We start from the raw sequence: 22,089 nt of genomic DNA on the forward strand, positions 1-22,089 counted from the left end.
TCACGCGTGCCGCCGATGTGCGGCACGCGGCTTCGAAGAAGGAGGCGATATCCGATGAAAGCTCACGCGCAACGACTCATCGCCGCGCGCCTCGGTCTCGCGTTGCTGACGCTGCTGCTGGTGTCGGCGATCGTGTTCGCGATCACGGGACTATTGCCCGGCGATGCAGCGCAACAGGCGCTCGGTCAGGCTGCGACGCCCGAACAGGTCGCGGCTTTGCGTCACCAGTTCGGCCTCGATCAGCCTGCGTTGCAGCGCTATGTGCAGTGGCTCATGCATGTGGTGAGCGGCAACTTCGGCACATCGCTGTCGAACAACATGCCCGTCAGCGAACTGATCGCGACGCGTCTGCCGAACTCGCTCGTGCTGGCCGGACTGACTGCTTTGGTGTCGGTTCCTGTCGCGCTCGTGATCGGTATTCTGTCCGCGATGTTTCGCGGTTCGCTGCTCGATCGCGTGCTCAATGTGCTGACGTTGTCGACGGTGGCCGTGCCCGAGTTTCTGATCGCGACCATCGCCGTGCTCGTGTTTGCAGTGAAGCTGCGCTGGCTGCCCGCGCTGTCGTATCTGTCGGAGGTGACGTCGTTCGGCGCGTTGCTGCGCATCTACGCGATGCCCGTGATGACGCTGTGCTGCGTGATCGTCGCGCAGATGGCGCGCATGACGCGCGCGGCCGTGCTCGATCAGCTGAATGCATCGTATGTCGAAATGGCCTTGCTGAAGGGCGCATCGCCGATGCGCATCGTATTGCGTCACGTGCTGCCCAATACGATCGGTCCGATCGCCAATGCCGTCGCGTTGAGCCTGTCGTATCTGTTCGGCGGCGTGGTGATCGTCGAGTCGATCTTCAACTATCCGGGGCTCGCGAGCCTGATGGTCGATGCCGTCACGAACCGCGACATGCCGCTCGTGCAAGGCTGCGTGATGGTGTTCTGTGCAGCGTATCTCGCGCTCGTGCTGATCGCCGACCTGTGTCAAATCATCTCCAACCCGAGGCTGCGTCAACGATGAACCGACCCGCCACATCTCACGCGACCACCGTTCTCTACGCGACGCCCGACGAAGACGGCAAGCCTTGCGCCGACGCTCGTCAGGAAGACGTCTCCGTCGAAACGCAAGTCGTGAAGCACAGTGCGTTGCGCCGCCTCTTGAACCGTTTCTCGTTGCTCGGTCTGATCGGTCTCACGCTCGTCGTGTTCTGGCTTTGCGTCGCGTTCATCGGGCCACTGGTTGCGCCATACAAGGGCGGCGCAGTGACGTCGACGGAAATCTTCGGCTTGTATAGCGCTGCGCATCCGCTCGGCACCGACTACCTGGGACGCGACATGCTGAGCCGCGTGCTGTACGGCACGCAGTACACGGTCGGACTTGCGCTGGCATCGACGGTGCTCGCGAGTTGCATCGGCACGTTCTTCGGACTCGTCGCGGCTGTGTCCGGACGCTGGGTCGATGAAATTCTCAGCCGTCTGTTCGACGCGCTGATCTCGATTCCGAGCAAGGTACTCGCGCTCGTCGTGATCGCGGCGTTCGGCTCATCGGTGCCGATGCTCATTATGGTCGCTGCGCTTGCGTACATTCCCGGCGCATTCCGCATCTCGCGCTCGCTTGCGGTCAACCTGATGACGCTCGAATACGTGCAGGTCGCGAAGGCGCGCGGCGAAGGGCTCTTTTATATCGCGCGCGTCGAAGTGCTGCCGAACATGATTCATCCGATGCTCGCGGACTTCGGCTTGCGCTTCGTGTTCATCGTGCTGCTGCTTTCGGGTTTGAGCTTCCTTGGACTCGGCGTGCAGCCGCCGAATGCGGACTGGGGCTCGCTCGTGCGCGAGAACATCGGCGGTCTCGCGGAGGGCGCGCCCGCCGTGCTGATGCCCGCTGTCGCGATCGCCACGCTGACGGTCGGCGTGAATCTCTTGATCGACAGTCTGCGCCGTCACGGCGCGCGCGCGCACGGAGGCCGTCAATGAACATGATCGAAGTGAAAGACCTGCGCGTGGTCGCGGGCACGGCGCCCGATCCCGTCGTGCATATTGTGAAGGGTGTCGACTTCACGGTGAAGAAGGGCGAAGTGCTCGCGCTGATCGGCGAGTCGGGTTCGGGCAAGACGACGATCGCGTTGTCGCTGCTCGGTCACGCGCGCGGCGGCTGCTCGATTGCGGGCGGCACTGTGAAAATCGGCGGCGTGGACGTGTTGGCGCTCGACGATAACGAACGGCGCGCGCTGCGCGCGCGTACCGTCGCGTATGTTGCGCAGAGTGCGTCGGCGGGCTTCAATCCGGCTCGCACGATCATGGATCAGGTGACGGAGCCCGCGCTGCTGCACAAGCTGATGACACCCGCCGACGCGCGCAAGAAAGCCGTCGATCTGTTCCGTGCTCTCGCACTGCCTTCGCCGGAGACGATCGGTACACGCTATCCGCATCAGGTGTCGGGCGGGCAGTTGCAGCGTTTGATGGCGGCGATGGCGCTGATCACCGATCCCGCTGTCGTCGTGTTCGACGAGCCGACGACGGCGCTCGACGTGACCACGCAGATCGAAGTGCTTGCCGCGTTCAAGCGCGTGGTCCGCGAACTCGGCACGACGGCCGTGTACGTGTCGCACGATCTTGCCGTGGTCGCGCAGATGGCGGATCGCATCGTCGTGCTCAACGGCGGCCTGGTGCGCGAAAACGGCACGACGGCACAAGTGCTCGATGCACCCGCCGACGAATACACGCAGCAATTGCTCGCAGCAACGCGTCGCCCGGAGCCCGAGCTTGCATCGACGGTTGCCGACGATCCGCCGCCGCTGCTCGAAATCCGCAACCTGAGCGCGGGCTACGGACGCATCGATTCGAACGGCGTACCCGCCGTACGCGTGCTCGACGACGTGAGCCTGAAGATCGCGCGCGGCTGCACGCTCGGCGTGATCGGCGAATCGGGTTCGGGCAAGACGACGCTGGCGCGCGTGGTGGCAGGGCTGGTCGATCGCGCGCACGGCGACGTGCTGCTCGACGGCAAGCCGCTACCCGCGAAGCTCTCCGAGCGCACGCTCGATCAGTATCGTCGCGTGCAGATCGTGTTCCAGAACGCCGACACCGCGCTCAATCCGAGCCGCACGATCGCCGACATTCTCGCGCGTCCGATGAACTTCTATCACGGCCTGCGCGGCGCGGCTGCGCAGAAGCGGATGCTCGAACTGCTCGATCTCGTGAAGCTGCCTGCGTCGGTGGCGAAGCGTCAGCCGGGCGGTTTGTCGGGCGGACAGAAGCAGCGCGTGAACCTGGCGCGCGCGCTCGCCGCGAACCCCGCGCTGATTCTCTGCGACGAAGTGACGTCCGCGCTCGATACCGTGGTCGGCGCGGCGATCCTCGATCTGCTCGGCGAATTGCGGCGCGAACTCGGCGTGTCGTACATGTTCATCAGCCACGACATTTCGACGGTGCGCGCGATCTGCGATGAAGTGATCGTGCTGTATGCCGGGCAGTGTGTCGAAGCGGGCCAGCGCGATGCGCTCGCGGCGCCGCCGTATCACCCGTACACGGGCTTGCTGGTCGATTCGGTGCCAGCATTGCGGCCCGGCTGGCTCGACTCGCGGCGTGCGCTGACAGGCGGCGCGTTGCCCGCGATGGGACCGGCGAGCGATTCGAACGAGCTGTGCAGTTTCCGCGCGCGTTGTACGGCGCGGATCGATGGCAAGTGCAACGTCACGCCGCCTGCGATGAAGAAACTGCCGTCGGGCGCGGAGATTCGTTGTCATCACTCGGCAGAAGAACTGATCCGGATGCAGACCGCCGAGACGGTGGCCGCATGAACGCGCGCTTCGTGAGAGTGGCGGAAACGGCACGCGAGACGTTCGACATCACTGTCGACGGCGCGGTCACGCAAGCATCGGAAGGCGACACGTTGATGGTCGCATTGCTGACCACGCACGACACGTTGCGCGATTCCGAATTCGGCGACGGCCGACGCGCGGGCTTCTGCCTGATGGGCGCGTGCCAGGACTGCTGGGTCTGGACGTCGGAAGGCGAGCGCGTACGCGCGTGCACGACGCCCGCTGCGCCGGGCATGTCGATCGTGACGCGCATGGCGCTTGCCGGGGAGGGCGTATGGCCGCGCAGCGGGACGTGAAGCAGCTGAAGGTGATCGTGATCGGCGCGGGGCCGGCGGGTGTGCACGCGGCGCAGGCTCTCGTCGAAGCGGGATTGCGTCCGACCGTCATTGATGAAGGCCGGCGCGATGGCGGTCAGATTTATCGACGGCAGCCGGAAGGGTTTTCGCGTTCGTATGAAACGCTGTATGGAACGGAGGCGGCGCGGGCGGAATCGCTGCATCGCGACTTCGATGCGTTGCGTGCGCGGATCGACTATCTGCCTGAGACGCTGGTCTGGAATATTGCGCAGAAGACTGTGCACGTCGTAAGCGGCTCGCGCTACGACGAACTCGCGTTCGATGCATTGATCATCTGCAGCGGCGCGACCGATCGCTTGATGCCCGTTCCGGGTTGGCATCACGCGGGCACGTTCAGTCTCGGCGGCGCGCAGGTCGCTTTGAAATCGCAGGGCTGCGCGATTGGCGCGCGCGTTGTGATGATGGGAACAGGTCCGCTGCTGTATCTGGTTGCCGCGCAATACGTGAAGGCGGGCGCGACTGTGAGTGCCGTGCTCGACACGTCGACGTTGGCGCAACGCATGCGTGCGTTGCCGCAATTGCTTGCCATACCGCGCGCGCTGCGCAACGGTATCGCGCTGATGAGTGTGTTGCGGCACGCGCGCGTGCCGGTCCATCGCGGCGTGACGCCGCTTGCAATCGATGGTTCTTCAGAGCATGGCGTGACGGGCGTTCGCGTGAAGCTCGCGAACGACGCGACGCTCGATGTGAATTGCGATGCCATCGCGCTCGGTTATCACTTGCGTCCGGAAACACAGCTTGCCGATCTCGCGGGCTGCGAGTTCCGTTTCGACAATGCGACGCAAACGTGGCTGCCGCATATCGACACGGATGGCCGCAGCAGTGTCGCAGGCGTTTATCTGGCCGGCGATGGGGCGCGCGTGCGCGGCGCGGATGCTGCGGAGCGCGCGGGGCGGCTTGCTGCGCTGGCAGCATTGCGCGATGTGGGTGTCGAACGTGAAGGAGCGGCATCGTTGCGTACCGAACTCGCGCGCTATACGCGATTCGCTGCGGGCTTGCGTACGGCGTTTCCGTGGCCTGCGCGGATTGCGGCTTCTTTGCCCGACGAGACCATCGTATGTCGCTGCGAGGCCATCACAGCGGGCGAATTGCGGCACGTCGTGCGCGAGATGGGCGCGACAGAAGCGAATCGCGCGAAGGCGTTTTCGCGTGTCGGCATGGGGCGTTGTCAGGGCCGATTCTGCGCGCATGCAGGGGCCGAAGTGATTGCAGCGGAAGCGCGTGTGCCGCTCGAAGCGGTCGGCCGTCTGCGCGGCCAGGCGCCCGTGAAGCCGCTACCGATGGCTATCACGCCTGTTCACACGCCTTCCCGCGTCTGCGAAGCTGCGGACAGTTGCGCACAGGAGTACAGCGAATGAGCGATCGTGCCGATGTGATCGTGATCGGCGGTGGAATCGTCGGGACGTCGACGGCGTTTTTTCTGCGGCGCAGAAGGCGTTCGGTGATCCTTCTCGAACGCGGCTTGACGGGGCAGCAGGCGAGCGGCGTCAACTTTGGTGGCGTACGTCGGCAAGGGCGCGCGATGACCCAACTGGCGATGTCCAGTCGCGCGCTCGAAACGTGGCGGCGTTCGAAAGAACTGCTCGGCGAAGACGTTGAGTTTCTCGCGTCGGGTCACACGCGTGTGTGTTATCACGCGCACGACGCCGAGTACTTTCATCGCTATGCCGCGGAGGCGCGCGCTTACGGACTCGATCTTGAAGTGCTTGATGGCGCGGCGATGTTCAGGCGCTTTCCGTTTCTCGGACGCGAAGTGCTGGCGGCGTCGATATCCCCGCTCGACGGTCATGCGAATCCGCGACTCGCGGCGCCTGCGTTTGGCCGCGCTGCGGCGCGAATGGGCGCGCATATCGTCGAGAACACAGAGATCGTACGCATCGAGAAAGAGGCGGGCGGCTTTCGCGTCGAGAGTGCGGCGGGCGAGGTGTATCGCGCGGAACAGGTGTTGATCTGCGCGGGCGCGTGGGCGAATACGCTGTCGACGCAACTCGGCGAACCCGTGCCGCTCGTTGCGCGCGGTCCGCAGATGGCTGTTACCGAGCCGGTGCCGTATGTGTTCGGATCGTCGATGGGCGTGTACACGTCGGTGAAGGCCGAGAGCGTTTATTTCCGGCAGATTCCGCGCGGCAACATCGTGCTTGGCGGCGGCCCGCCCGGTCCCGCTGATGCATCGACGCGCCGCGCATCGGTTCTGCCGGAGAACACGGTGCAACAGATGGCGCAATTCCGCAGGCTCGTGCCCGCGCTCGCGCCGTTGCATGTGATTCGCGTGTGGAGTGGTGTCGAAAGTTATCTGCCTGATTCCGAGCCGGTGATCGGTCCCAGTTCGAAATTGCCGGGACTTTTTTATGCATTCGGTTTCAGTGGGTCGGGGTTTCAGATTGGGCCGGGTGTCGGCGAGACGCTTGCCGAATTGATCGATACCGGCAGTACACCGATTCCACTTGATACTTTTTCGATTACGCGGTTTTTGCGCGCTGAGCCGGCGCAAGTGGCTACTAGTGAGGCTTCTTTATGAGTACCGTCGATCAGTCATCGATCACCCTGCGGGATGCCGTTGCTTATATCGAAGCGAATTTCGATAAGGCTGTGAGTCTTGCTCAGCTGGCAGAGATTTCTGCGCTCAGTGTTTCGCGGTTTGCTACTGTGTTTAGACAGCAGGTTGGGCTTTCGCCTTATAAGTATTTGTGTGGAGTTCGGGTTAGACGTGCTCAGACTTTGCTGTTAGCCGGTGTGCCCGGGGCTGTTGTTGCTGCTGAGGTTGGGTTTTTTGATCAGAGCCATCTGGCTCGGCATTTTAAGAGGTTTTGTGGGGTGACGCCCAGCAGTTTCTTGCAGAAGGCTAAAGGGTAGCGTTTTTGCTGGCATCCGCGATTTCTTTTTGGTCTGCTAGCGTCGCCCCTGTGCGGGGCGGCACCTACTTTTCTTTGCAGCGGCAAAGAAAAGTAGGCAAAAGAAAGCCGCTTTTGAACCTCCGGTGCCCGCCAGGATGGCGCTGTGGCATGCCGCAGTCGAGTTGTCGCGCAGCGACGTCCGCACTCTGTAGAAAGCCCGCAGTCAACCGCGCACGACGCGAAAAGCCCCCACACAGTCTGGAGCACATACCGCCGCAATCAACTGACGGTAAATAAAAAACGTGCTGACCGAATGTGCTCCAGGTGGATGTCATTTTTCGCGCCGCGCGCGCCTGACTGTGGGCTTTCTACGGAGTGTTTGCGTCGCTGCGCGACGGCTCAAAGAACGTGCGCCGTGCCGTTATCGTGGCAGGCACCGGAGGTTTGAAGCGGCTTTCTTTTGCCTACTTTTCTTTGCCGCTGCAAAGAAAAGTAGGTGCCGCCCCGCACAGGGGCAACGCATGAAGTACAGATACGAAATCGCGGATGCCAGCGCAGCAAAAAGACCAGATTAGCGACTGCGTCGCAGACAAGAACAAGAAAAAAACGAAAAACCAGAATGGCGACTAGCGTCGCAGACAAAAAAACCTACCCCACCTTCAACCCACCTTGCCGCATGGCATCAAAAACCCCGAGCCTCGGATATTTCTTCTCAATGATCCGCATATCGTTACGAGTCTCTTCGATGATCCAGTCGCGCACATCATCGACAATAGGCCTTAGCGGCTTATTAGCCGGCCGCACAAGACAACACCGCCGACTGGTCACAATAACTTCCTGCTCAGCGGGCAGCAGAGCCCCTTGCGCAAGCCAATGCGAAACCACATTGAGCCACCCAAGCGCAATCCCCTGTCCAAGCAACGCAGCCTGCACAACAATCGCATAGTCCCCGAAGCTCAGCATCCCGGCGACATGCCGCCCATGCTCCGCATACGCACCGAAACGCTCATGCCACCCGCGCTCTTCGTCATCCATGACGATCACGGTATCGCCATGTACACGGCCTTCGTCAGTCTGCGAGTTCTCCAGATAACGCTCGTTGCAAACGGGCAAGAGCGTCTCAGGCATCACCAGCACGGCGTTTTCGTCGATCTCGCCATCGTGCAGAAAACGCATACCGAGATCGACATCGTTCAGCGGCCCACCGATGCGCCCCGATATCAGCTGAAAGCGCAAATCGATATTAGGGAAAGCCTGATTCAGCCGGCTCATTCGCGGCATCAGCCAATGCGTGGTGAAACCCGTCGATACCGACAGCGTCACCGACTCCACGCCCGTCGCGCGGGCCTCGATTTCCCTGATTGCATTTTCGATGCCGTTGAAGCCCTCGGAAATCGCGCGGTACAGAATCCGGCCGCTTTCCGTCAGTTCGATACCGCCGCGCACCCGCTCGAACAGGCGCACGCCGATGTGGTCCTCCATCCGCGCGAGCATGCGGCTCACGGCTGGCTGGCTCACATAGAGCTCCTGCGCAGCGCGCGTGAAGTTGCCGCAGCGTGCAGCCGCTTCGAACACGAACAGCGCGTTGGCGCTCGGCAGTTTCTTGCGAAGATTTGGCATGACCTGATGTTATGCCTGATCCAACAATTTGGGAATTGCCGCCAAAAAGATCGAGCCGTATATTTTTCTCAACGTATCCCCTTCCAGCGAGAGACACGCCATGGACGCACGAGCGAAAACGGGAGTATCGATCAGGTCGGCAACGAAACGTTATGGTCCAGTGGTCGCGCTGGACGACGTATCGCTCGATATCGCGCCGGGTGAATTCGTGTCGTTGCTCGGGCCGTCCGGGTCGGGCAAGACGACGCTGCTGGGCATTCTCGGCGGCTTCGTGCAGCCGACTTCGGGCACGGTCTGGGTCGGCGAGCGCGACATTACATTTGCGCCGCCGCACAAGCGCAACATCGGCATCGTGTTCCAGAACTATGCGTTGTTCCCGCACATGACAGTTGGCGAGAACGTCGCGTTTCCGTTGCGTGCGCGTCGCGAGCCGAAAGCGGGCTGGGCGAAGAAAGTCGCCGACGCGCTCGCGATGGTCGAACTGAACGGCTACGAGTCGCGCAATATCAGCCAGCTGTCCGGCGGCCAGCGTCAGCGCGTCGCGCTCGCTCGCGCGATGGTGTTCGAGCCGCAACTGATCCTGATGGACGAGCCGCTCTCCGCGCTCGACAAACAACTGCGCGAAACGATGCAGATCGAATTGCGCCGCCTGCATCGCAAGCTCGGCGCGACCATCGTCAACGTCACGCACGATCAACGCGAAGCGCTCACGATGAGCGATCGCGTCGCCGTGTTGAAGGACGGCAAGCTCGTGCAGATCGACACGCCCGAGCGTCTCTATGACCGTCCGTGCGATGCATTCGTCGCAAGCTTTATCGGCGAAGCCACGTTGCTCGACGTGAGCCGCGCAGGCGACGACGCCGTGCGTCTCGGCGATTCGATCTTGCGCACTGCGCATCCTCTGCCGCGAGGTGAAAAGCTGTTGCTCGCAGTGCAAACGGAAAAGCTCGTGATCGACGGTATAGAAGGACAGAACGGTACGAACCGTCTGTCATGCCGCGTGACGGAAGTGCTGTACCAGGGCGAGAGTCTGCGTGTGTTTGCAGCGCTCGCCGACGGCACGGCCATCAGTCTTCGGCAGCCCGGCAGTCATGAAGCGCGTCGGCGCATTCCATCGCCTGGCGCGCAGATGACAGTCGCACTCGACCCTCAAGACACGATCGTCGTGGCCGCATGAATTAGCCTGATTTCAAGCCTGATTTAACCCATCGCCTGTGCACGGGCATGCCTTCTTACGCGATACACGCAAACTGCAAAAGGATGATGCAATGAAGCTCACCGATTTCAAGGTTCTGACGTTCGATGTCGTCGGCACGCTGATCAACTTCGAGAAGGGCGTGCTCGCGTCCGTACGGCGACTCGGCGGCGCAAAAGCGAAAGACCTCAGCGACGACCAGATTTTCGAGCCGTACATGGCCGGCCGCGCGAAATATCCTGGCCGTTCGAGCCACGAAATGGCGAACGTCTACCTGCATCTCGCGAAAGAACTCGGCCTGCCTGACGATGCGCAATCGGCGGCGGCATTCCAGCGCGACGTGCTCGAATGGCCCGCGTTCGAAGACTCCGTCGCGGCATTGAAGCGCCTGCGCAAGCACTATCGTCTCGTCGCGATGACGAATGCGGACCGCGTCGCGTTGTCGGCGTACGCACACACGCTCGGCGATCCGTTCGACGATTCCGTCTGCTGCGACGAAACGGGCGTTGCGAAACCCGATCCGCAATTCTTCGCGTATAACCGCGGACGTCAGGCTGCATTCGGCTACAAGTTTGGCGAGATTTTGCACACCGCGCAAAGCCAGTATCACGACATCGGTGTGGCGACGAAACTCGGCTATGCGACGTGCTGGATCGAGCGTCGTCAGGGCTTGAAGGGTTTCGGCGCGACGCCCGTGCCCGAAGCCGTCACGGAGCCGACCTTCAAGTTCGCGACGCTCGCCGCGCTCGCGGATGCCGTCGAAGCCGAAGCGCGCGCTGCCTGATCATGCTCGCACCGACACCGCACCGGCCGCAGCCCGACTCGCTCTGGCGCGCGATGGCGGCGCGCTCGCCCGTCACGCATGCGCCTGTCAGCACGGGCTCGCCGCTCGCGCGCGATCTGATCGTCGACGTGGCGATCATCGGCGCGGGATATTCGGGCCTCGCGGCGGCGTATGCGCTGCAAAAGCGCGGCGTCGACTGCGCGGTGTTCGATGCGAACCCGATCGGCTGGGGCGCGAGCGGGCGCAACGGCGGTGTGGTGTCGTCGAAATTCCGCTTGTCGTTTCCGTCGATTGCGAGCACCTACGATCTCGATACTGCCAAACGCATGCACCGGCTCGCGCATGACGGCGTGCGCGTGGTCGAACAGTTCGTCGATGAGTTCAAGCTGGAACGCGCGCAATTCGAGCATACGGGCAGCCTGCGTTGCGCGCATACGGACCGCGCGCTTGCTTCGATTTGCGCGGAAGCGGACTGGGTGCGCACGCAGTTGGGCGATACGTCGATGACCGTTCAATCGCGCGAGGAGATCACACACGAGACGGGCTCGAAAGGATTCGTAGGCGGCGTATTGAGCGCCGACGCGGGCACGATCCTGCCGCTCGAATACGTGCGCGGTATCGCTCGCGGTTTGACGGCGCGCGGCGTGCCCATCTACGAATCGACGCCCGTTCTGGACATGACGCGCGTGCAGCAAGGCGTGATGATTCGCACGCCCGGCGGCAGCGTGCGCGCGAAGCAGGTGATCGTCGCGACCAACGCCTACTCGAATCTCACGGATGCAACCGCGCCTTATCAGCGCGAACTCGTGCCGTTCCGCAGCGCGATGATAGCGACGGAAAGACTGTCGCCGGAACTCGACGCGAAGCTGATGGTCAACCGCCGGAGCTATACAGAAACGCGCCGCATGATGAAGTGGTTTCGCAAGGTGGACGGACGCATGCTGTTCGGCGGGCGCGACGCGTTCGGCAAGGAAGGCCAGGACACGGGCTTCGCCGCGTTGCAACGCGCGATGGTTGCGCTCTTTCCCGATCTTGCGGGCGTGGGTGTCGAGTATCGCTGGTCGGGTTATGTGGGCATGACGTTCAACGCATTGCCGCATGTCGGCCGCAGCAATGATGTCACGACGTTCTGTCTCGGGTATAACGGTGCAGGTGTCGCGATGGCGAGCCTGATCGGTCAGCATGCCGCAGCGCTCGCGCTCGGCGACAAGCCCGAGCTTGCATTGCTGGCGCAGCAAGGTTTGCGGCCAGTGCCGTTTCATTCGCTGCGCGCGCCGGGTGTCCGGCTCGTTGCAGCGTGGTATCAGTTTCTCGACGCCGTGGGTGCATGATGACGACAGTCAAACACGCTTTCCAGGATCAGACTGTGATGCAGACCGCTACGATCGATCCGTCGGTTCGCCACCAGCAGCGCGAAGATCGCGCGATGCTGCTGCTGATGGCGCCCGCGCTGCTCGTCGTCGTGGTGCTGCTGGTGTTGCCGCTTGCGTGGCTGTCGTGGCAGTCGATCTATCACGACGGCGCATTCACGCTTGTCAACTATCGACGCATTTTTACGGGCACGTATCTCGACACGTTCCTGATGACGTTCAAGCTGAGCATCATCGTGACGGGTATTACATTGCTGCTCGGTTATCCCGTGGCGTATTTCGCGGCTTCCGTGCCGCCGAAATGGAGCGCGCTGATACTCGGCATGGTCATTCTGCCGTTCTGGACCAGTGTGCTCGTACGCACGTATGCGTGGCTCGTGCTGCTGCAGCGTACCGGGCTCGTGAACAAGGCGCTGCTGTCGATGGGTCTGATCGACCGGCCGGTGCAACTCGCGTACAACCAGTTCGGCACGATCATCGCGATGGTGCACATCCTGTTGCCGTTCATGGTGCTGCCGCTGTACTCCGCGATGCAGAAGATTCCTTCGAACCTGTCGCAAGCGGGCGCGAGCCTTGGTGGATCGCCGCTGCATGTGTTCTACCGCGTGTTCCTGCCGCTGTCGATGAGCGGTGTGGTCGCGGGCGTCACGCTCGTGTTCGTACTGTGCCTTGGTTTCTACATCACGCCTGAGCTGATGGGCGGCGGCAAGTCGATCATGGTGTCGATGGTCGTGAGCCGCAACGTCGAGATCTACAACAGTTGGGGCGCGGCAAGTGCGGTGAGCGTCGTGCTGCTGGTCTGCGTGTTCGCGATCTTCTATGCCGCCAGCCGCGTGATTCCCCTCGAAAAGACATTGGGCGCGAAATGAACAAGCTCTCATTCGGAAGGCTGACGCTGGGTGCGGGCGTCGTGCTGATCCTCGTGTTCCTGATGCTGCCTGTGGTGATCGTCGTGCCGCTGTCGTTCTCCGACACGCGCTTCATGACGTTCCCGCCGCCCGCGTATTCGCTGCGCTGGTATCACTCGTTCTTCGATAACCCCGCGTGGATCGACGCGGCGCGCGTAACGTTGACGGCGTCCGTTTGCGCCGCGCTGATCGCGACGCCGCTCGGCATCGCGGCGGCGTATGGCATCCAGCACGGCTCGCACTGGTCGATGAAGTATCTGCGCACGCTGCTGATGCTGCCGCTGATGGTGCCGATCATCATCGTCGCCGTCGGCGTGTTTTTCGTGTTCACGCAAGCAGGGTATGTGAACACGCTGGGTGGGCTGATCGTCGCGGATACGATGCTCGGGCTGCCGTATGTGCTGATCTCCGTCGGCGCGGATTTGCGGACCTTCGATCGCACGCAGGAGATGGTCGCGCGCAGTCTCGGCATGAACCGCTTTCGCAGCTTCATGACGGTGACGCTGCCGCAGATCAAGGCGAGCGTGATTTCGGGCGCGGTGTTCGTCTTCATTCAGGCGCTCGATGAAACGGTCGTCGCACTGTTCATTTCGGGCGGCTCGAACCAGACGTTGACGCGGCGCATGTTCGTCACGTTGCGTGACGAAATCGATCCGACTATCGCGGCAATCAGCACGATGCTGACGGCGCTGACCTTGTGCCTCGTGATGATCGTTGTCGTGAGCCGACGTTCGTCGTCGATGGCGCGGGCCTGATTTCATTCTACGGAAGCGGCATGTCCAACTCCCTGAAGTTCTATATCGACGGCGCGTGGGTCGAGCCGTCCGGCACGGCGCGTCTGCCCGTCATCGATCCTTGCACGGAAATGCCGTTCGCCGAAATCGCGCTTGGCAATGCGCAGGACGTCGATCGCGCGGTCGATGCGGCGAAGCGTGCGTTTGTGTCGTTCTCGCGCACGCAGCCCGAAGAGCGCGTGGCGCTGGTGCGGCGCATTCTCGATGCGTATCTCGAACGCTACGAGGAGATGGCCGAGACGATCATGCGCGAAATCGGCGCGCCCGCAAAGCTGTCGCACGCGTGGCAAGCGGGGCTTGGCAAGCGGCATCTGGAAGAAGTGCTGCGTACGTGCGAGACGTTCGAATGGCAGCGCAAGAAAGGCACGACGTTGATCAATCATGAGCCCGTCGGTGTCGTCGCGTTGATCACGCCGTGGAACTGGCCGATCAACCAGATCGTCTGCAAGGTTGCGCCCGCGATTGCCGCGGGCTGCACAATGGTGCTCAAGCCGAGCGAAGTGTCGCCGCTCAATGCCGTGCTGTTCGCCGAGATCATCGATGCCGCCGGCGTGCCTGCGGGCGTGTTCAATCTGGTGAACGGCGATGGGCCGACAGTGGGCGCGGCGCTGTGCAGTCATCCCGATGTCGATATGGTGTCGTTCACGGGTTCGACACGCGCCGGCATCGACATTGCGAAACTCGCTGCGCCTACCGTGAAGCGCGTGCATCAGGAGTTGGGCGGCAAGTCGGCGAACATTCTGCTCGACGATGTCGATCTCGAAGCGGCTGTGACGGCGGGCGTGAATTCGTGCTTCGGCAATAGCGGACAGTCGTGCAATGCGCCGACGCGGATGCTCGTCCCTGCGGCGCGGCATGAGGAAGCGGTCGGGATTGCGCGGCGTGCGGCGCAAGCGCATCGCGTCGGGGCTGCGGACGCGTCGGACACGACGATGGGACCCGTGGTCAGCGAAGTGCAATTCGGGCGCGTGCAGCGTCTGATCGGCATCGGTATCGATGAAGGCGCGCAGCTCGTGACGGGCGGTCTTGGGCGTCCCGATGGTCTGACGCGCGGCTACTTCGTGAAGCCCACTGTGTTCGCGAACGTGAATCCGTCGATGACGATCGCGCGCGAGGAAATCTTCGGTCCGGTGCTCGCGATCATGCCGTATCGCGATGAAGAGGAAGCCATCGCGATCGCCAACGATACGCCGTTCGGGCTGGCCGCTTACGTGCAATCGGCGGATATCGCGCGGGCGCGTGACGTTGCGTTCAGGATGCGCGCGGGCAGTGTGTATCTGAACTATCCGGCGTGGGATGCGGGCTCGCCGTTCGGCGGGTACAGGCAGTCGGGCAACGGGCGCGAATACGGAGAGTGGGGGCTGGAGGCGTTTCTGGAGGTGAAGGGGATTGTGGGGTTTGGGTGAGGGGAATGGCGGCGAGGCAGGCTCGTTTCGTTTATTGCTTTTTTCGTTTATTTCGAATAGACTGGCGGCTCCGCTATCGTTTTAGCTTTGGATCTAGCTATGCCACACGCCAATATGTCCGGAATGACCTTGCCGGTCGAGCGCGAGGTAGAAGCGGCTGTCCAGGGGCAACGAGCTCTGGCCGCCTATCTCGCAACGAACTTCGAGACCCAGCGCATCCAGATTTTCGATGAAAAGAACCGCGCGCATCAGGTAGAACTGCCGACGTCGGCATTGCGTCTGCTGGTCGATATTCTCGCGGAGCTCGCGGACGGAAACGCCGTTCGGGTCGTGCCCGTTCATGCCGAGTTGACCACGCAGGAAGCGGCCGATCTGCTCAATGTCTCGCGTCCGCATCTGGTCAAGTTGCTCGAAGAGAAGGCGCTGCCGTATCACAAGACGGGTAAGCATCGGCGCGTTCGCTTCGCCGATCTGATGCGGTTCAAGGCCGAACGCGATCAGGCCAGCGAACAGGCAATGGAGGCGCTCGCCCAACAAGCCCAAAAGCTTGGAATGGGCTACGAATGAGGTGTTCGTCGTTTACAGCGGTCTACGACGCATGTGTGCTCTACCCCGCGCCGTTGCGGGACTTCTTGATGTGGCTAGGACTGACCGGGCAGTTCAGGGCGCGATGGAGCGCACAGATCCATGAGGAATGGAAGCGCAATCTGTTGAGCAATCGTCCTGATCTGACGGCCGGGCACCTGGATCGCACATCGGATCTGATGGATCAGGCTATTCCCGGCGCTCTGGTCAGTGGGCATGAAGATCTGATCGCCGGATTGACGCTGCCGGATACCGGCGATCGCCATGTATTGGCGGCTGCGATCCGCTGCAACGCGAGCGTGATCGTTACGTTCAACGAGAAGGACTTCCCCGACGAAGTACTTGCCGGCTTCGGTGTCGAAGCTCAGCATCCCGATGTGTTCGTCGAGAATCTGTTCGATCTCGATCCTGCCGCCGTCGTGTCGGCCGCCCAACGCCAGCGGCGGACGCTCAAGCATCCACCGATCGATGTCGAACGATACCTCGAGATTCTGTTGAAACAGGGGATGGTGCAGACCTGCAAATCGCTTGCGACGTATCGCGCGATCCTTTGATCATCTCCGCCACCCGCTCCGCGATCATAATCGTCGGCACATTCGTATTCGCGCACGGAATCGACGGCATCAGTGACGCATCGCACACATGCAGACCTTCCACGCCATACACGGCGCCATCGGCGTCCGTCACGGCGAGCGGATCACTTGCAGCACCCATCCGGCAAGTCCCCGACGGATGCCACGTTCCGCCGACCGAGCGTGTGACGAACTCCGTCATCGCCTGATCGTCGGCGAGCAGGTCTTCGATCGACACACCTTGCGTCACCACACGGCGAATCAATAATCCACGCAGAGGCCCGGCAACATCGAGCAATGCACTTAACGCCCCACGCTGAACCGTATTCCACGTACCGGGCACGGCCACAGCCGCAACACGCGGCGAATAACTCGACGGAAACACGACATCACGATGCCGCGCCATCGAAGGCGCAGCCAGCGTCTGCGCCCCGAAACGCAACGCCAGCTTCAGCCGTTCGAGATCGCGCGGATCGGACAGCATCGCGAAGTCGACCTGAGGCTCATCGAAAGGACTCGCCGACTTCAGCTTCAAATGCCCGCGCGAATACGACTTGTTGACCCAGAAGAAAATCGTCCCCAGCCGATAACCAACCGAATGCCAGCCCGAACGCGACAGAATCGCGCCGTGCATATCGCCGGGTACCGTATCCGGCAGGCCGGAAGAAAAGCGCACGATGGCCTGCTCATGATGTTCGTCGGGGAACGGCGTGCGCGTCGCGCGTGGCAGGAACGCGGACACGGCAATCGACGGATGCTCCATCAGATTGCGCCCCACGCCCGCGCGATCGGCACGCACGTCAATGCCGAGCGCCTTCAGATCGTTAGCCGGGCCAATGCCGCTTCTAAGCAGCAATGCAGGACTATGAATTGCACCCGCGCTGACGATCACGCGTGCCGCGCGCACGTCCTCATGCGTGCCGTCCGCGTGCAACACGCGTGCGCCCGTGGCGCGTGGCCCATCGAACAGAATACGATCGACAACCAGGCCCGTGCGGATCGACAGATTCTTACGCGCGCGCACTTCGTCGTCGAGGTAGCAGACGGAAGTCGGAATGCGTTCGCCCTGTGCGCTCACCGCAATCGAACCGATGAAAGTCCCGTCTTGCCATGGTCCGTTCTGATCCTCATGCAGCACATGTCCGCGCTGTTGCAGCGTATCTAGCACGGCTTTCACGAACGGCGAGATGCGTGGCCACGCGGTGCGTTGAATGCGCAGCGGACCACTTGCCCCATGAAGTTCACCGCCGAAGTCGCAATCGCTTTCGAGCTTGCGAAAGTAGGGCAGGCACGCGTCCCAGTTCCAGCCGCGCGCGCCTAGCTTTTCCCACTCGTCGTAATCGGCGGGTGCGCCGCGATTGGCCATCAACGCATTGATCGCCGAACCGCCGCCCAACAGCTTCGCCTGTTCGTAGCGACGCAGCGCGGCAGGCGGGCTCATCCGAGCTTTCAACTGCTGCCAGATGTTATTCGTGTCGAGATACGCACGGCCCGGATAGCGACTGCGGATCGCATCGGGCATGGTCGTCTGCGAAATGTCGCGCCCCGCTTCGATCAGGCAGACGTTCTTGCTCGCGTCTTCGGAAAGGCGCGCGGCCAGCACGCATCCAGCCGAGCCGCCACCGAGAATCAGATAGTCGATCACGTCGAATGTGATGAGGCGCAGTTCACCAAAAGAAGAAATGGAAACGCCCGCAACGAACGAGGTTCCTGCGGGCGCTTGAAGAGAAGTGCAAACCGCGCTTACTGCATGAACTTCAGCCAGCGCGCCTTCGCCTGAATGCCGGCATCGGAGGCCCACCATTCTTCCGACATCAACGCCTGCTTCGACGCATTCTCCGGCGAACTCGGCAGCTCGCTCGCGCGCTTCGCGGTGATCTTGCCCGTCTTGAAGGCAGCAGGATTGCCGGGACCGTAGTCGATATAAAGCGGCAAATTAGCCTGCAATTCAGGCGACAACGCCGCGTTGACGAACTTGATCGCGTCGGGCAAATTCGGCGCGTTCTTCAGCACGCACAGTTGCGTGTTCTGCAGAATGCCGTCGTTGAACGTGAAATCGACATCGGGATCGTCCTTCTTCACGGCGCTGGCGCGGCCGTTCCAGATCATCGTCATGTCGACTTCGCCGTCGTGCAGCAGTTGCGCCGACTGTCCGCCCGAGGTCCACCACACGGTGATATCCGGCTTGATCTGCTGAAGCTTCTTGAACGCGCGATCGACATCGAGCGGATAGAGCTTGTCGCGCGCCACGCCGTCTGCGAGCAACGCCGCTTCGAGCACGGTCTGCGGATCGTTGCGCAGAGCGCGCGTGCCCGGGAAATTCTTCACGTCCCAGAAGTCTTTCCAGCTTTGCGGTACTTTCTTCAGCGTCTTCTTGTTGTAGCCGATGACGGTCGAATAGAACTCGTACGCAACTGAATACGGCGTGCGGTATTTATCCGGCACGGCTGCGGCGTTCGGGATCTTCGAGAAGTCCAGCTTTTCCAGCAGACCTTCGCGGCCGCCACGCAGACAGTTCGACGTCGGCGTATCGACCACGTCCCAGATCGGCTTGCCCGTTGCGCCTTGTGCCTTGATCTGCGGCCACGCGTCAGGGATGCTGTCCTGATTGATCGTGATGCCGAGTTCCTTGGCAGCGGGATCGAGGATCGCCTTGGTCTGGGCTTCCTGATACGTGCCGCCTTGCGAGACGAACGTGATTTTTCCCGCAGCGAAGGCGGGCGACATGCCCGCGATGCTCAACGCGAGAGTCATGGCTAATGGGCGCAAACCTGGGCGCAACTTTGGAATGTTGATCACGAATTTTCCTCGACACGGTTGAAGCGAAGGACGTCTTCCAGGTCGTGCTGTCGTGCTTCCGGCTTATCGCTGGAAAGCAAAACAGCGCGGGAATGATTGAAAATATAGTGAGTCAATTTTGGCGGAGCAACGCCGGAATTGTTGGAGTCCCCATGACATAGCGTTATGTCAGACGCTTGCCGCGCATGTCACCAGGGCTCTTACCGATCGCACGTTGTCAGAAGATCACGTAGACCTTGCGCATCGTCTCTTCGACTTCCCATGTGCCTTCCGTCTGGGCTTCGAAGAACAGCGTATCGCCGCCCATGAAGTGAATCGTGTCTTCGCCATCGGGCGTGAAGCGGCCGCGGCCGCTGAGGAAATGCATGACTTCGGCTTCCTTCACCGAGCGGCGATACGTGCCGGGCGTGCATTCGAAGATGCCCGTATCGATCGCCTCGCTGCCCCGTATGACCTTCTGCACGCCGGATACCTTGATCTCCGGCGTATTGGGAAGACCGGCCGTGCCCCAGTCCTCCAGCCCCTGCAACGCGATGCTTTGTTTGATCTGCTGGACTTTCATCTCGTGTTTTCGTTGACGATAGTTGAAGGACAAACGCTTATTGCGCTCTCGGGATGCGCCGCTCGATCTTGCCGAGCCGCACGACGGTCACGCCCGCGCGCAACTGCCTGAGCGACGGCATCACGAGCATGCAGTCGGGATAGGGCGTGCGCACGGCCTCGCCTTCCGACCATGCGATCACGCTGTCTGCATCGGGAAACACTTCGAGGCCGGTGTAGTTGTCGGCGAAGCGGAAGTCGAGACTCTTCGCGACGACGGGCTCCGTCACACGCACGATCAGCATCTCTTCGGGCAACGGCATGAGCCAGCCATCGGGCAGATCCGCTTCATCGACGACACCCGACAGCAGCAGAAAGCGCGCCGTCACATCGCGTGCAACGGCCACCGCGCTCGCTTCCCAATGCTGGCCGCATTCGATCAGCAGCGCGTTCTTCGCGCTCTGCGGATCGCCGAAGCCTTCGTAATCGCGCATGCGGCGGCCTTCGGGATGACCCTCGTCGCAGATCACCGTGGCCGGCGTGCCGAGCTTCTCCGACAGCGCGATGCCTTTATCGAGCGGCCCCGCGACGATCAACGGCTTGCTCTTCTCATGCATCGAATGCAGGTCGAGCAGCAGATCGACACTATCGATCACGGGCCGCATCGCGCGTGCGCGGCGCAGCTCGCTCGAATCGAGCGCGGCGTTGTCGAGCGTTTGCGTCGTCCACACACGGTTGAAGTCCTGATCGACGAAGCGCGCCGCATCCGGCTTTGACGGATCGAAGCGCGCATACGCGTCGACATTCGCGAACGCGAGCGTCAGCTTGCCGCGCTTCGGACGCAGCTTCGCCCGCAGCAATGCATCGACGACGATCGCGCCGCACACTTCGTTGCCGTGCGTGAGCGCATTGATCATCACGTGCGGACCGTCGACGCCCGAATCGAAGGTATGCACGTATGCAATGCCCGTGTCGCTGCGCTCGTGCACGTAGATGTCGGGAAACGCGAGTTCGATCGGATAGGCGTGCGCGCTCATTCGAGTCCGCCCTGGCAGAGATATTTGATCGACAGGTAATCGTCGAGGCCGTATTTCGAGCCTTCGCGGCCATAGCCCGATTCCTTCACGCCGCCGAACGGCGCGGCTTCGCTGGCGAGCGCACCTTCGTTGATGCCGACGATGCCCGCTTCGAGTTGTCGCGCAACGCGATCGATGCGGCGCACGTCCTGGCTGTAGAAGTACGACGCGAGGCCGAACGGTGTGTCGTTGGCGGCGCGGAGCGCTTGCTCTTCGTCGTCGAAACGGAACAGCGGCACGACAGGTCCGAAGGTTTCTTCGCAGCTCAGCTGCATGTCGGGCGTGGCATCGGCGAGCACGGTCGGCGCGTAGTAAGTCGGACCGAGTTCCGTCAACCGCTTGCCGCCCGTCAGCACGCGCGCGCCGCGGCTCACGGCGTCGTCGACATGACGCGCTATCTTGTCGATGGCGCGCGCGTTGATCATCGGGCCGATCTGCGCAGCGGGATCGGTGGCGGGCGCGACCTTGAGGGCAGCGACGCGCGTCGCGAGCTGATCGGCGAAACGCTCGTACACGCCGGACTGCACATACACGCGATTCGGGCACACGCAGGTCTGCCCGCCGTTACGGAATTTCGATGCGAGCAGGCCCGCGACGGCGGCGTCGAGATCGGCGTCGTCGAACACGATGAAGGGCGCATTGCCGCCCAGTTCCAGCGAGAGCTTCTTCAACGTCCCCGCCGATTCGCGCGCCAGATACTTGCCGACAGGCGTCGAGCCCGTGAATGTGATCTTGCGCACGCGGCTATCGGCGAGCCAGTCCGCGACAGCGGGCACCGCGTTCTCTCGCGAAGCCGAGATCAGGTTCAGCGCGCCCGCCGGCACGCCCGCTTCATGCGCGAGCATCACGAGCGCGAGCGCGGTGAGCGGCGTGTCTTCGGCGGGCTTGCCGACGACCGTGCAGCCTGCCGCGAGCGCGGGCGCGATCTTGCGCGCGATCATCGCGAGCGGGAAATTCCACGGCGTGATCGCGGCGACGATGCCGACAGGTTCCTTGATTGCGCTCATGCGCTTCCCGCGCTGCTGCTGCGGAATGATGTCGCCGTAGATGCGCGTCGCTTCGTCCGCGAACCACGCGACATACGACGCGCCGTACATCACCTCGCCGCGCCCTTCGGCGAACGGCTTGCCCTGTTCGAGCGAGATCAGGCGGCCGAGCGCGTCGGCGTTTTCGACCATCAGCGCGTGCCAGCGATGCAGCACGGCCGCGCGGTCCCTCGGCAACGTATCGCGCCATGCGGGGAAGGCGCGCGCGGCGGCATCGGTGGCGGCGCGGGCGTCGGCGGCGGTGCTGTCGGCGACCTGCGCGATCACGTTGCCCGTCGCCGGATCGGTGACGTCGAAGCGCTTGCCGCCCGCCGACGCCACCCATTTACCGTCGATGAAATTGTCGCTGCGGATCAGTTCACTCAACTCATATCGCTTTGTCATCAGAAC

At 62.3% G+C, this 22,089-nt stretch carries 21 protein-coding genes; 15 read left to right on the plus strand and 6 right to left on the minus strand.

The annotated features are described in order from the left end of the window. Positions 1-54: 54 nt before the first annotated feature. The 7 genes from QEN71_RS31900 to QEN71_RS31930 are packed head-to-tail and all read left to right on the plus strand — an operon-like array spanning position 55 to position 7,023. Entirely contained in the window at positions 55-1,011 is a 957-nt protein-coding gene (locus QEN71_RS31900) for an ABC transporter permease (RefSeq protein WP_201647136.1), read from the plus strand. Further along, on the plus strand, positions 1,008-1,967 hold the full coding sequence (locus tag QEN71_RS31905) for an ABC transporter permease (protein WP_201647137.1): 960 nt from the start codon (positions 1,008-1,010) through the stop codon (positions 1,965-1,967). Before QEN71_RS31900 ends, QEN71_RS31905 begins: the two co-directional genes overlap by 4 nt. Continuing rightward, entirely contained in the window at positions 1,964-3,793 is a 1,830-nt protein-coding gene (locus QEN71_RS31910) for an ABC transporter ATP-binding protein (protein WP_201647138.1), read from the plus strand. The genes QEN71_RS31905 and QEN71_RS31910 overlap by 4 nt, the downstream gene beginning before the upstream one ends. Further along, positions 3,790-4,110, plus strand: a complete 321-nt coding sequence (locus QEN71_RS31915; RefSeq protein WP_201647139.1) for a (2Fe-2S)-binding protein — start codon at positions 3,790-3,792, stop codon at positions 4,108-4,110. The genes QEN71_RS31910 and QEN71_RS31915 overlap by 4 nt, the downstream gene beginning before the upstream one ends. Continuing rightward, the gene (locus QEN71_RS31920; protein WP_201647140.1) at positions 4,089-5,528 is read left to right on the plus strand and encodes an FAD/NAD(P)-dependent oxidoreductase; all 1,440 of its coding nucleotides are present in this window, start codon (positions 4,089-4,091) and stop codon (positions 5,526-5,528) included. Before QEN71_RS31915 ends, QEN71_RS31920 begins: the two co-directional genes overlap by 22 nt. Beyond that, entirely contained in the window at positions 5,525-6,688 is a 1,164-nt protein-coding gene (locus tag QEN71_RS31925; protein WP_201647141.1) for an NAD(P)/FAD-dependent oxidoreductase, read from the plus strand. The genes QEN71_RS31920 and QEN71_RS31925 overlap by 4 nt, the downstream gene beginning before the upstream one ends. Next, positions 6,685-7,023: a helix-turn-helix domain-containing protein gene (locus tag QEN71_RS31930; protein WP_201647142.1), complete on the plus strand. Its 339-nt coding sequence runs from the start codon at positions 6,685-6,687 to the stop codon at positions 7,021-7,023. Before QEN71_RS31925 ends, QEN71_RS31930 begins: the two co-directional genes overlap by 4 nt. Positions 7,024-7,652: 629 nt before the next feature. Here QEN71_RS31930 and QEN71_RS31935 read toward each other — a convergent pair. Further along, complete coding sequence (locus QEN71_RS31935) at positions 7,653-8,624, minus strand: LysR family transcriptional regulator (protein WP_201647143.1); 972 nt, start codon at positions 8,622-8,624, stop codon at positions 7,653-7,655. 100 nt (positions 8,625-8,724) lie between these two features. On the opposite strand from QEN71_RS31935, the gene QEN71_RS31940 reads away from it, so the two are divergent. From QEN71_RS31940 to QEN71_RS31975, 8 genes are all read left to right on the plus strand, one after another. After that, on the plus strand, positions 8,725-9,801 hold the full coding sequence (locus QEN71_RS31940; protein ID WP_201647144.1) for an ABC transporter ATP-binding protein: 1,077 nt from the start codon (positions 8,725-8,727) through the stop codon (positions 9,799-9,801). Positions 9,802-9,892: 91 nt separating this feature from the next. Beyond that, entirely contained in the window at positions 9,893-10,603 is a 711-nt protein-coding gene (locus tag QEN71_RS31945; protein WP_201647145.1) for an HAD-IA family hydrolase, read from the plus strand. A gap of 2 nt (positions 10,604-10,605) precedes the next feature. Continuing rightward, positions 10,606-11,934: an NAD(P)/FAD-dependent oxidoreductase gene (locus QEN71_RS31950; RefSeq protein ID WP_201647146.1), complete on the plus strand. Its 1,329-nt coding sequence runs from the start codon at positions 10,606-10,608 to the stop codon at positions 11,932-11,934. Positions 11,935-11,972: 38 nt separating this feature from the next. Beyond that, positions 11,973-12,842, plus strand: coding sequence for an ABC transporter permease (locus QEN71_RS31955; protein ID WP_377789463.1), 870 nt, complete (start codon positions 11,973-11,975; stop codon positions 12,840-12,842). Further along, positions 12,839-13,636: an ABC transporter permease gene (locus tag QEN71_RS31960; RefSeq protein ID WP_201647148.1), complete on the plus strand. Its 798-nt coding sequence runs from the start codon at positions 12,839-12,841 to the stop codon at positions 13,634-13,636. The genes QEN71_RS31955 and QEN71_RS31960 overlap by 4 nt, the downstream gene beginning before the upstream one ends. A 20-nt stretch (positions 13,637-13,656) precedes the next feature. Beyond that, positions 13,657-15,081: an aldehyde dehydrogenase family protein gene (locus QEN71_RS31965; RefSeq protein WP_201647149.1), complete on the plus strand. Its 1,425-nt coding sequence runs from the start codon at positions 13,657-13,659 to the stop codon at positions 15,079-15,081. Between the two features lie 99 nt (positions 15,082-15,180). Then, entirely contained in the window at positions 15,181-15,648 is a 468-nt protein-coding gene (locus QEN71_RS31970) for a helix-turn-helix domain-containing protein (RefSeq protein ID WP_201647150.1), read from the plus strand. Continuing rightward, complete coding sequence (locus tag QEN71_RS31975; RefSeq protein ID WP_201647151.1) at positions 15,645-16,220, plus strand: PIN domain-containing protein; 576 nt, start codon at positions 15,645-15,647, stop codon at positions 16,218-16,220. Before QEN71_RS31970 ends, QEN71_RS31975 begins: the two co-directional genes overlap by 4 nt. Here the strand turns inward: QEN71_RS31975 and QEN71_RS31980 are convergent. The 5 genes from QEN71_RS31980 to QEN71_RS32000 all read right to left on the minus strand — a co-directional run bounded on the left by QEN71_RS31980 (position 16,117) and on the right by QEN71_RS32000 (position 22,083). Beyond that, positions 16,117-17,883 carry a GMC family oxidoreductase gene (locus QEN71_RS31980; RefSeq protein ID WP_233471623.1) on the minus strand — a complete coding sequence of 589 codons (1,767 nt, stop codon included), beginning with the start codon at positions 17,881-17,883 and terminating at the stop codon, positions 16,117-16,119. The two genes, QEN71_RS31975 and QEN71_RS31980, sit on opposite strands and share 104 nt — an antisense overlap. Positions 17,884-17,981: 98 nt before the next feature. Next, positions 17,982-18,992, minus strand: coding sequence for an ABC transporter substrate-binding protein (locus QEN71_RS31985; protein WP_201647152.1), 1,011 nt, complete (start codon positions 18,990-18,992; stop codon positions 17,982-17,984). Positions 18,993-19,254: 262 nt separating this feature from the next. Beyond that, positions 19,255-19,599, minus strand: coding sequence for a cupin domain-containing protein (locus QEN71_RS31990; RefSeq protein WP_201647153.1), 345 nt, complete (start codon positions 19,597-19,599; stop codon positions 19,255-19,257). Positions 19,600-19,636: 37 nt separating this feature from the next. Then, on the minus strand, positions 19,637-20,614 hold the full coding sequence (locus tag QEN71_RS31995) for a M14 family metallopeptidase (RefSeq protein WP_201647154.1): 978 nt from the start codon (positions 20,612-20,614) through the stop codon (positions 19,637-19,639). Continuing rightward, positions 20,611-22,083, minus strand: coding sequence for an NAD-dependent succinate-semialdehyde dehydrogenase (locus QEN71_RS32000; RefSeq protein WP_201647155.1), 1,473 nt, complete (start codon positions 22,081-22,083; stop codon positions 20,611-20,613). Before QEN71_RS32000 ends, QEN71_RS31995 begins: the two co-directional genes overlap by 4 nt. Positions 22,084-22,089 lie beyond the last annotated feature (6 nt).

It is taken from the genome of Paraburkholderia sabiae, assembly GCF_030412785.1.
GTDB classification, from domain to species: Bacteria; Pseudomonadota; Gammaproteobacteria; order Burkholderiales; family Burkholderiaceae; genus Paraburkholderia; species Paraburkholderia sabiae.